Genomic DNA, 8,903 nt, shown 5'->3' on the forward strand with positions numbered 1-8,903 from the left:
ATGTTCGACATGGCGCGCCAGACGCTGTCGCAGATCGTGCCTGTCGAGGCCGACCAGCCGAGCACCCGCATCAACGACGGCCGCTGCGACCGCCAGGGTCGTTTCGTGTTCGGCATGTTCAATGCGCAAGCGGCAGCCATCGGGCACTTCTATCGCGTTCATCCGGACCTGCGCGTCGAGCGCCTGCCGCTGCCGCCGGCCAATGTGGGCAACAGCATCGCCTTCAGCCCCGATGGCGCGACTATGTACTACACCGATTCGCCGACGCGAACGATCTTGCGCGTCGACTACGGTGCCGACGGCCGCCTCGGGGTGCCCCGGCCCTTCGTTCGACTGCCCGCCAACGAAGGCTTCGCCGACGGCTCGACCGTCGATGCCGAGGGTGGCTTGTGGAACGCCCAGTGGCGCGGCGGCCGCGTGGTGCGCTACGACGCGGCGGGCGTTGAGTCGGCCCGTTTCGAGCTGCAGGCTTCGCAGGCCACTTGCCCCGCCTTCGGCGGCGCGGCCTTCGACCAGCTCTTCGTGACATCGGCGCGCGCCGGCCTCGACGCAGCGGGCCTCGAGAAGGAACCCGAGGCCGGCGGCGTCTTCGTGTTGCAGCCGGGTTGGCGCGGCCTGCCCGAGTCGCGCTTCGTGACCACGCAATGAGCGAGACTGCGCAGATCGCCTGCCGCGACCATGGCACGCTGGCCGAGGGCTGCCAGGTCCGCGAGTACACCCTCGACAACGGTGCCGGCCTGTCGCTGAGCGCCATCAACCTCGGCGGCATCGTCACCGCATTGCGCGTGCCGGACCGCCACGGCGTGGCCGGCAACATCGTGCTGGGCTTGGCGTCGCTGTCCGACTACGAGACGCGCAATCCGCACTTCGGCACCCTCGTCGGCCGTCACGCGAACCGAATCGCCCGCGGACGTTTTTCGATCGACGGCGAGCAGTTCCAGCTCGACGTCGACGGCGGCGGCCCCCATGCGCTGCACGGCGGCCCCGGTGGCTTCGGCAAGCGCTGGTGGGACATCGCGCCCCTGCCGCGCGCGCAGGACGGCAGCGTGGCGATCGAGCTGACGCTGGTGAGCGAGCATGGCGACCAGGGCTACCCCGGGCGCCTGGAGGTCCGCGTGCGCTACACGCTCACCGCGCGCAACGAATACCGCATCGACTACCAGGCCCGCTGCGACCGCAGCACGATCGTAAACCTCACGCACCACGACTATTTCAACCTCGCGGGCAGCGGCAGCATCCTCGGCCATCGGCTCACGATCGCAGCGAGCCGCTACTGCCCGGTCGATGCCGGGCTGATTCCCGAAGGCATCGCCGAGGTGGCGGGCTCGCCATTCGACTTCCGCCAGGCGACATCGATCGGCGCCCGCATCCGCGACAGCCATCCGCAGTTCTGCGCGCGCGGGGCTACGACCACAACTGGCTGCTCGACGCGGCGGACCGGCCCGGCATGCACTTCGCCGCGCGCCTGGCCGACCCGGTCTCGGGCCGCGTGATGGACATCGAGACCACCGAGCCCGGCCTGCAGTTCTATTCCGGCAACTTCCTCGACGGCAGCCTGCCCGGTGCCGCCGGGCAGGCCTGGCGACAGAGCGATGGACTGTGCCTCGAGACACAGCACTTTCCGGACGCGCCGAACCAGCCGGGATTCCCCTCGACCGTGCTGCGGCCCGGAGAGATCCATTCAAGTACGACGGTGCACCGCTTCGGGCTGTGCGCTCCCCATTCAACTGAGAGAACCCCATGACGCCATCGACTCCCCCTCGCTACCAGGGCCTGTTCCCGGTCGTGCCGACGCCTTACACCGAAAACGGCGAACTCGACCTCGCAAGCCAGAAGCGCTGCGTCGACTTCATGATCGACGCCGGCTCCGACGGCCTCTGCATCCTGGCCAACTTCTCCGAGCAGTTCCTGCTGGCCGACGACGAGCGCGAGCTGCTGACCCGCACCATCCTCGAGCACGTGGCCGGCCGGGTGCCGGTGATCGTCACCACCACGCACTTCAGCACCAAGGTCTGCGCCGAGCGCAGCCGCCGCGCGCAGGACATGGGCGCGGCGATGCTGATGGTGATGCCGCCCTATCACGGCGCCACCTTCCGGGTGCCCGAGCCGCAGATCCACGCCTTCTACGCACGCCTGTCCGATGCGGTCGACATCCCGATCATGGTCCAGGACGCGCCGGCCGCCGGCACGCCGCTGTCGCCGGCCTTCCTCGCGCGCATGGCGCAGGAGATCGAGCATGTCGCCTACTTCAAGATCGAGACCGCCGGCGCGGCAGCGAAACTGCGCGAGCTGATCCGCCTCGGCGGCGATGCTATCGAAGGCCCCTGGGACGGCGAGGAGGCCATCACGCTGCTGCCCGACCTCGACGCCGGCGCCACCGGCGCGATGACCGGTGGCGGCTTTCCGGACGGCATCCGCCCGATCTTGGACGCATACCGCGCAGGAAGGCGCGACGAAGCCATCGCGGCCTACGAGCGCTGGCTGCCGCTCATCAACATCGAGAACCGCCAGTGCGGGCCGCTGGCGGCCAAGTCGCTGATGCAGGAAGGCGGCGTGATTGCCTGCGAGGCGCCGCGCCATCCGTTCCCGACTATTCATCCGGCCAGCCGATCGCTGCTGATCGAGACCGCGCGCCGGCTCGACGCAATGGTCCTGCGCTGGGCGCGCTGACCGATGGCGCCTTAGCCGGCACCGCGCGTGAGCGCGGCGGAATTTCCCCCGGGTATAATTCCGCCTCTTATGTCGGACACTCAACTCACCCAGGACGGCCTGCGCTATGTCAAGAAGGCGCCAGGCTCCATCATTACGACGCCGCGCGCGGAATCCATGATGTCGTGCTTCAAGTGCGGCAAGTTCGTTCTTCGCACGGCAATGACTTCGCGGCGCTTCCTCGGCAAGAACCATCTCGTCTGCGCGCCGAAGTGCGGCTAGGCAGCGCTGAAACGCGTCGCCGGCACGTCCGACCCGCGCGGGATGACATGAACCGCTCATGAGCTCGGTCCGGGCCTTGAACGCCATCTCGAAGATCTTGGAGACCCAGGGTCTTCCGGGCGGCCTCGCATTCTTGAACGACCGGGTGCCACTGCGCTACACCGCGGTCTATCGATACGCCGGCCTCATCTTGAAGAACGTCGTGTTGCACGACGCTCTGGGCAAGCGGCGCCCGCCATTCCTGTCGGCAATGCCGCTCAACAAGAGCCTTGCGCAATTCGTCGAGCCTGGCAAACCCTTCAGGACGAACGAATCGTCAAAGGATCCAAGACTCGCCGGGCACGCGTACGACGGGATCCTGTTCTCGTATCACGGCACCGCGCTGGTGGCCCCGAATGGTCAGAAGTGGGGGGTGCTGTGCCACTTCGATTTCGCGCCGGTAACGCTGTCGGATGCTGCTTTCGAATTCCTCGAATCGGTGGCTCCGATTGTTGCTTCCTTCGCCGTGGATCCACACGGGTAGCCGCCCCCGAGCCGACGGACCTCGCGGGAGGGCGGCGCAACCTAGCTCGCGGCACGCATTAGATCCGCGGCGTCCACGAGATCCGGGGTCTGAAAGCCCTCGGTGAACCCGTCGTGCGCCTGGGCCAGCATGTGTTGCGCCTGCTCCTTCTTGCCTTGCAAGTGCCACAGCCGCGCCAGACTCACGACGGCCCGCAGTTCCAGCGTTTTCGCGCCTTGCCGGCGGCTGATGGCGAGCGCCTGGTCGAAAGCAGCTTCGGCGGCCTTCGTGTCAGCCGGCGACAGAGCCAGCAGGCATACCCCTATGAGGCGATGACGCTCGGCCGCGAACTGACAGCTCCCCGTGCTTGCTTCATCCGCCTGCGCCTGCGCCAGCAAGTCAAGCGCTTCGTCGTACGACTTCAAGTGCATATGAAGTTCGGCCATGTCGGACAAGCGCTGCGCCGAGTACGAAGGAGACGATGTGCTCAACCGCACCACGAGCAATTTGAGCTGGGAGAGATCCTGCCTGCCCTCCTGCATGACCTGGGCCCTGCCCTGCAGTGCTTCACCCGTCGCCATCCAATAGGACATGCCATGTTGTCGCGTCAGGGCGATGGTCTCGGCCGATAAGCTGAGGGCCTCCGCATGCTTGTTCAACCAGCGACAAAGCATGGTCGCGAAGAGCAGTGCCATCGCGAGCGTCTTCGGGTGCGCCATTGCTCGCGCCTGCTGGAGCATCTGGCAGCACAGCGCTTGCGCCTGGTCTGCGAAGCCGAGGAAACAGAGCGCCCACGACAAATGACCGGCATACGATACGGACAGGTCTTCGCCGAATAGTTCCAGCATCAGGTGATGCTGCTCCGGGCGATACAGTGCGATGGCCTCCGCGGCGTGCGCTTTCGAGGATTCAAATTCGCCCAGCCAGAAGGTCGCGACGGCCGCGACATAGCGCGCCGCTTGCTTGCGGACTGGATCATCGCCCRCCAAGTCCAACAGCCGCATGGCGGCTTGCGGCACCCCTCGGGGCCCGACGGTCGCCACCGTGTTCCTCAAGCGCGTCCATTCAGCCAGGAACACTTCCGGACCGRCCACCACCCGCTCGCGCAAGGCAGAAATCCGTGCCGTGGCACGGCTGGCATCTTCGGACCCGTAGCCTTGGGTCGCATGCAAGGCAGGGCAGAGAGCGACCAGGATCGAGAATTCCGTCTGATCCCTTTCCGGCGTCGCGGGCAGCGTCATCAGCGATTGCAGTCCGCGATTGAAATGTGCGATCGCCTCCAGGTTGGCCGAAGCGGAGATCGCGCGTTGCCCGGCCTGGGTCCAGTAGTCGATGGACGGCCGAATTTCTCCGGCGGCGGACAGGTGATGGGCGATGAGCTCCGGCCGGGCTGCGGCGCTGTCGGGAAAAGTGCTTTGCAGAACCTGCGCGATACGTCGATGCGCCGCCTGTCGATCGGCCCGGGTTTGTGATTGATAGGCAGCTTCCTGGATCAAGGCATGCTTGAACTGGCAGGTCGCTTCATTGACCTTCAAGATCAGGCCTGCATCGATCAACTGACCCAGAGCGTGCGCCAGCGCGTCCGGACTGGAGGGGGACACCCTGCGCAGCAGGTCGACCCCGAATTCCCGCCCGATCGTCGCGGCGATCCGAGCGGTGATTCTTGCTTCGCCCAGTTGGTCCATGCGGGCCGCCAGGACGTCATGCAGCGTTCCCGGAATGCTGGCCCCATCGTCCGGGCCGGCAGTCTTCGCCAGTTCCTCTGCAAAGAGCGGGACGCCATCGGCACGTTCCACGATGCGGCCAACAGTCGCTGGCGAGAGCTCCCGGCCGACCGAGGCGATCAATTGCGCCATCTCGCGTGGGTCGAGGGGCGCGAGCGGCAGCCGGGAAGCGGCACAGGGCGGAATGAACCCGGGCCGCACGGTGAAGATCGCGAGCAGGGCTTCCGCTCCCTGCTGCCCGACCAGCCCTGTCAGCAGTTCCAGCGTGGAAGGGTCGACCCAGTGCAGGTCTTCGACGACCAGCAGCAGCGGCAGCTTCGCGCTCAGGCCCGTCAACATCGCGCGCAGGAGCTTGATCGTCAGTTCTTTCTGCTGCTGCGGCAAGAGACCGGTCGCGCCGGAGTTTGCGGGTTGCGGCAGCGAATACAGCGAGGCCAGCAACGGGACGGCATCTCGCGCCGATGCGGGGTAGGACGATGCTAAATGGCGCGCCAGTTTGGCGAACTTCAGCTCTGGGGAATCAGTGGGGGCGAAGCCGAGGCTGGCTTCGAGCAGGACCAGCAGCGGATGAAACGGCGACTGGCTGTATTCCGGGAAACAGCGCAGCTCGCGAATGGCATGGACCTGGCCCGCGAGTCGTTGCTTGAAGGCATGCACCAGGCGAGACTTGCCGATGGCCGGCTCGCCCTGCACCAGCACGGCAAGGCTGGCGCCCTGTCTTGCCTGTTCCCACAGGCTCGCGAGTTGCGTGAGCTCGGCCTGCCGTCCGACCAGCGGTGTCAGCTGCGTTGCCGCATCGAGCCGGGTGCGGGCGCCACTCTCCCTCTCGACCCTGAACACTTCCACGGGCTGCGCAGAGTCGGGCAAGGACTGGGCGCCCAGGCGCGTGCAATCGAAATAGCCGGCCACGATGCTGTGCGTTTCCCGGCTGATCGCTGCTTCGTTGGGTCCGATGCAGCGGCGCAGCTGGATGGCGACGCCGGAAGTCTTGCCTACGGTGTCCGGCAGGGAGGGGTCGCCGCCCGTCATGATTAGACCGGTATGCACGCCTGATCGGATCTGAATGCCGTCCGCGGCCTCCCGGGTGACGGCCAGCGCGGCCTGCACGGCACGCACCGCGCTGTCTTCACGGGATTGCGGGTAGCCGAAATAAGCCAGCAATCCGCCGCCATGCATGGGCACGAGATATCCCGAGAGCCGGCGGATGATCTCGACGCAGTGGGACCGCGGTGCGGCCAGCAGTTCCATCGCATCATCGGGGTCGTCGATCCCGGAGGGAATCAACTCGCAGAACAGCACGGTGACCTGACGGCGCTGCGCCTGCGCTTGCGGTTGCGGTTGCGGTTGCGGGATCGTCTGCGGCGGCTCGGACGGGATCTCCGGCGAGCCGCGCGCGAATTCAGCGCTGCGGATGCGCTCGGCCAATTGTCGTGTCTCCGCGCCGGGGACGACGCCCAGCTCTTTTTTCAGCAGTCGGCAACAGGCGTCGAACTGTGCAAGGGCCGCACCGCTCTGGCCGCCCAAGGCGTAGAGGCGCATCACCCTGCGGTGGGCGGCTTCATCCCACGGCTCGAGCTCGGCATGACGCAAGGCGAATCGCAGGGCCTTACCATGGTCGCCGATCGCCTCGTGGAAATTCGCCAGCTGCTCCAACATGGCGAGCGCGCGGCGATGCAGGGCTTCACGCTGGACAAGCAGCCATTCTTCGAAATCGGGACAGTCCGGCAAGTAGAAACCCGCCATCAGTTCACCGCGACAAAGGTCGACGACCATCTCATTCCGGTGCCGCAGCGCGTCCGGGTCCTGCCGCGCCATCGGCGCCTGGAGGCTGAACTCCATCGTGTCGATGAAGGCATTCGGAATGAAGCGGATGGTGTTCTTGCTGGCCGAGAACAAGGGCCTGCCGGCGGGCATTTCCACCACGCGGCGCAGATCCGACAGGGTTCGGCGCAGATTCCCGCGCGCAGTGACGGGATCGTTGCCGCTCCAGAGCAGCTCGGCCAGAAGCTCACGCTTGTGATCCTGCTGCGGTTCCAGCGCCAGGTAGGCGAGCAGCGCACGCATCTTGTCGTACCAGATTCCGGCAAGCGGACGCCCGTTCAGTGTGCAGTCGAAGCCGCCCAGCAACCTGAGTTGGAGGCCGTTGTCGAAGGGGCGTGCGGGCTGATTCAAGTGCTTTCGATCATCGCTGGGCGAAGGTGGCGTGCGCGTGCGAACGATTGGCGAACGGTGGCTCGGTACTGTACGGCAGCTTCATCGTTGAAGCCCATCGAGCCAGTACGACTCGCAACATCTTACCGAGGAGAGCGGCATGTCGAAGCTGCGTGTGGTGATGATTCCTGTTCTTTTGAGCGGCGTGCTCGGGTGGGTCGGCTATGCCGCGCTCCAGGTGCCCAAACCGGTGCGCGCGGAAGTCCCGGCAACGGAGATGGCCGCGGACCGGTCGTAAGGGAAAATCTGTTTCAGGCCTATGTCAGCTGGATCGCTGCCGCGCATGTCCATGCCGCCCTGCACGGCGAGGACTCGCAACTGCCGAGCCAGTTCTAGGGCATCGAATGGCGATGCAGACATGAAGACGACGTGGATCAGTCAGGTCATCGGCGGCTTTGCTGCGGGCGCGATCGTGTCCGGCGCGCTGGTGGCGTCGGCGATGAATATGCCGCCCCCGAATGATGCAGCGGCTCTGAAACCTGCCCGGGCAGCCGCGGCAGCGTCGTCCATTCCCGTGGGCCAGTCCAGGCTCGATCTTCTGCGCAACGAAGCGGCGAGCGGCGACGCGCTTTCGAACCGGGAACTCGCCACGGCCCTGATGGACAGCTACGACCTGAGCGGCGACCCTGAAGAGCTGTACGAGGCCATGGTCTGGGTCGATAGACGATGGGACACGTCCGGCAATGCGGAGCTGTCTCAGCGCGTCGTCGCCAACTACTGCGGGCAGCGCGTGGTGCGTTGGCATTTGCTCTGCCTCCTCGGCGAATAAACGCCGAGGAGCGAGTCATGGACTGGCGGCGAGTCGCTCTGTTGCTGGCCGGCTTCCTGGCCATCGGGTCGGCCCGCGCCGACGGCGAGTGCCGCCCGCTCAGGCAGGTCGTAAGTGAAAGCTTGCAAGCCGGCTACATCCGCTTTCTCTATGCCAACGAGATCGCCAGCGAGGACAGCCTGCCCGATGTGTCCAACGGGATCGCGACGCGCAGCGCGGGCGCGCCGCGTATCCGCAAGGCGCTCGAGTCGATGGTCGAGCTGTCGCTCGACGGCGGGAGCTTCGCCGAGCAGGCGGTCGCCGGTGGCGTCATTCCATCGCCGAGACCCGGCAACAGCTGCATGCGAGCCTGATGCACCACCGCGCCAGCGGGGCCTGGCTCGTGCTGCTGGTCAATCAGGCAACGAACAATGGCGTCTTGCTGGTTCGCAAGTACGAGTTTCCGCGCCGTGGGATGGCCGGCGTCATGAATGGTGCCGACCAGGTCTGCGTGCGAGGCCGGCTCGAACAGGTGACGCGCTGGTCGGTAGAGCAGCCGACGACGCTGGCGCTGCTTGGTGACGACGAGCGCCCCGACTGCGGATTCGCCTCCACTGCCGGCGTGAGCTGCTCGGGCCTCGACAGCCAGCTCGAACGGGCTGCGCTGGAGGGCGAATCGGTGTTCGCGACTGCCAGGAGCCAATCCGTGCTGTGGGTCTACACGCCCAATCCGCGCACAGGAAGAGGCCGCGCGCTGCATGTGGATCCCAACGGCACGGCGCTGCTC

The 8,903-nt window shown here is 66.4% G+C and carries 11 protein-coding genes; 10 read left to right on the top strand and 1 reads right to left on the bottom strand.

All coding sequences use genetic code 11. From position 1 onward, the window contains the following. From AC1DY5_RS30905 to AC1DY5_RS30930, 6 genes are all read left to right on the top strand, one after another. Positions 1-648, top strand: a 648-nt coding sequence (locus tag AC1DY5_RS30905) for an SMP-30/gluconolactonase/LRE family protein (protein WP_478117674.1), incomplete at its 5' end; no start/stop codon positions are given. Beyond that, positions 645-1,493 (top strand): aldose epimerase family protein, encoded by an 849-nt coding sequence (locus AC1DY5_RS30910; protein WP_478117676.1) that lies wholly within the window; start codon positions 645-647, stop codon positions 1,491-1,493. The genes AC1DY5_RS30905 and AC1DY5_RS30910, both read left to right, overlap by 4 nt. Next, positions 1,421-1,744 (top strand): aldose epimerase family protein, encoded by a 324-nt coding sequence (locus AC1DY5_RS30915; protein WP_478117693.1) that lies wholly within the window; start codon positions 1,421-1,423, stop codon positions 1,742-1,744. The genes AC1DY5_RS30910 and AC1DY5_RS30915 overlap by 73 nt, the downstream gene beginning before the upstream one ends. Further along, positions 1,741-2,670, top strand: coding sequence for a dihydrodipicolinate synthase family protein (locus AC1DY5_RS30920; protein ID WP_478117678.1), 930 nt, complete (start codon positions 1,741-1,743; stop codon positions 2,668-2,670). Before AC1DY5_RS30915 ends, AC1DY5_RS30920 begins: the two co-directional genes overlap by 4 nt. Positions 2,671-2,739: 69 nt before the next feature. Beyond that, positions 2,740-2,931 (top strand): hypothetical protein, encoded by a 192-nt coding sequence (locus AC1DY5_RS30925; protein ID WP_478117680.1) that lies wholly within the window; start codon positions 2,740-2,742, stop codon positions 2,929-2,931. 76 nt (positions 2,932-3,007) lie between these two features. Continuing rightward, positions 3,008-3,454, top strand: coding sequence for a GAF domain-containing protein (locus AC1DY5_RS30930; RefSeq protein ID WP_478117681.1), 447 nt, complete (start codon positions 3,008-3,010; stop codon positions 3,452-3,454). Positions 3,455-3,495: 41 nt separating this feature from the next. On the opposite strand, the gene AC1DY5_RS30935 is transcribed toward AC1DY5_RS30930, so the two are convergent. Further along, positions 3,496-7,329, bottom strand: a complete 3,834-nt coding sequence (locus tag AC1DY5_RS30935) for an AAA family ATPase (protein WP_478117683.1) — start codon at positions 7,327-7,329, stop codon at positions 3,496-3,498. 139 nt (positions 7,330-7,468) lie between these two features. Here AC1DY5_RS30935 and AC1DY5_RS30940 point away from each other — a divergent pair, with 139 nt between their 5' ends. The 4 genes from AC1DY5_RS30940 to AC1DY5_RS30955 all read left to right on the top strand — a co-directional run. Continuing rightward, complete coding sequence (locus AC1DY5_RS30940) at positions 7,469-7,606, top strand: hypothetical protein (RefSeq protein WP_478117685.1); 138 nt, start codon at positions 7,469-7,471, stop codon at positions 7,604-7,606. 120 nt (positions 7,607-7,726) lie between these two features. Continuing rightward, positions 7,727-8,137 carry a hypothetical protein gene (locus tag AC1DY5_RS30945; protein ID WP_478117687.1) on the top strand — a complete coding sequence of 137 codons (411 nt, stop codon included), beginning with the start codon at positions 7,727-7,729 and terminating at the stop codon, positions 8,135-8,137. 17 nt (positions 8,138-8,154) lie between these two features. Further along, positions 8,155-8,490, top strand: coding sequence for a hypothetical protein (locus AC1DY5_RS30950; protein WP_478117689.1), 336 nt, complete (start codon positions 8,155-8,157; stop codon positions 8,488-8,490). Further along, the coding region (locus AC1DY5_RS30955) for a hypothetical protein (RefSeq protein WP_478117691.1) at positions 8,490-8,903 on the top strand (414 nt) is incomplete at its 3' end. The genes AC1DY5_RS30950 and AC1DY5_RS30955, both read left to right, overlap by 1 nt.

Source organism: Variovorax sp. P4_D9 (assembly GCF_056401695.1).

Bases quoted from the DNA above. Each gene is read 5' to 3' on its own strand.
- AC1DY5_RS30925 (WP_478117680.1), top strand. From the start codon at position 2,740: ATGTCGGACACTCAACTCACCCAGGACGGCCTGCGCTATGTCAAGAAG.
- AC1DY5_RS30940 (WP_478117685.1), top strand. From the start codon at position 7,469: ATGTCGAAGCTGCGTGTGGTGATGATTCCTGTTCTTTTGAGCGGCGTG.
- AC1DY5_RS30945 (WP_478117687.1), top strand. From the start codon at position 7,727: ATGAAGACGACGTGGATCAGTCAGGTCATCGGCGGCTTTGCTGCGGGC.
- AC1DY5_RS30920 (WP_478117678.1), top strand. From the start codon at position 1,741: ATGACGCCATCGACTCCCCCTCGCTACCAGGGCCTGTTCCCGGTCGTG.
- AC1DY5_RS30910 (WP_478117676.1), top strand. From the start codon at position 645: ATGAGCGAGACTGCGCAGATCGCCTGCCGCGACCATGGCACGCTGGCC.
- AC1DY5_RS30950 (WP_478117689.1), top strand. From the start codon at position 8,155: ATGGACTGGCGGCGAGTCGCTCTGTTGCTGGCCGGCTTCCTGGCCATC.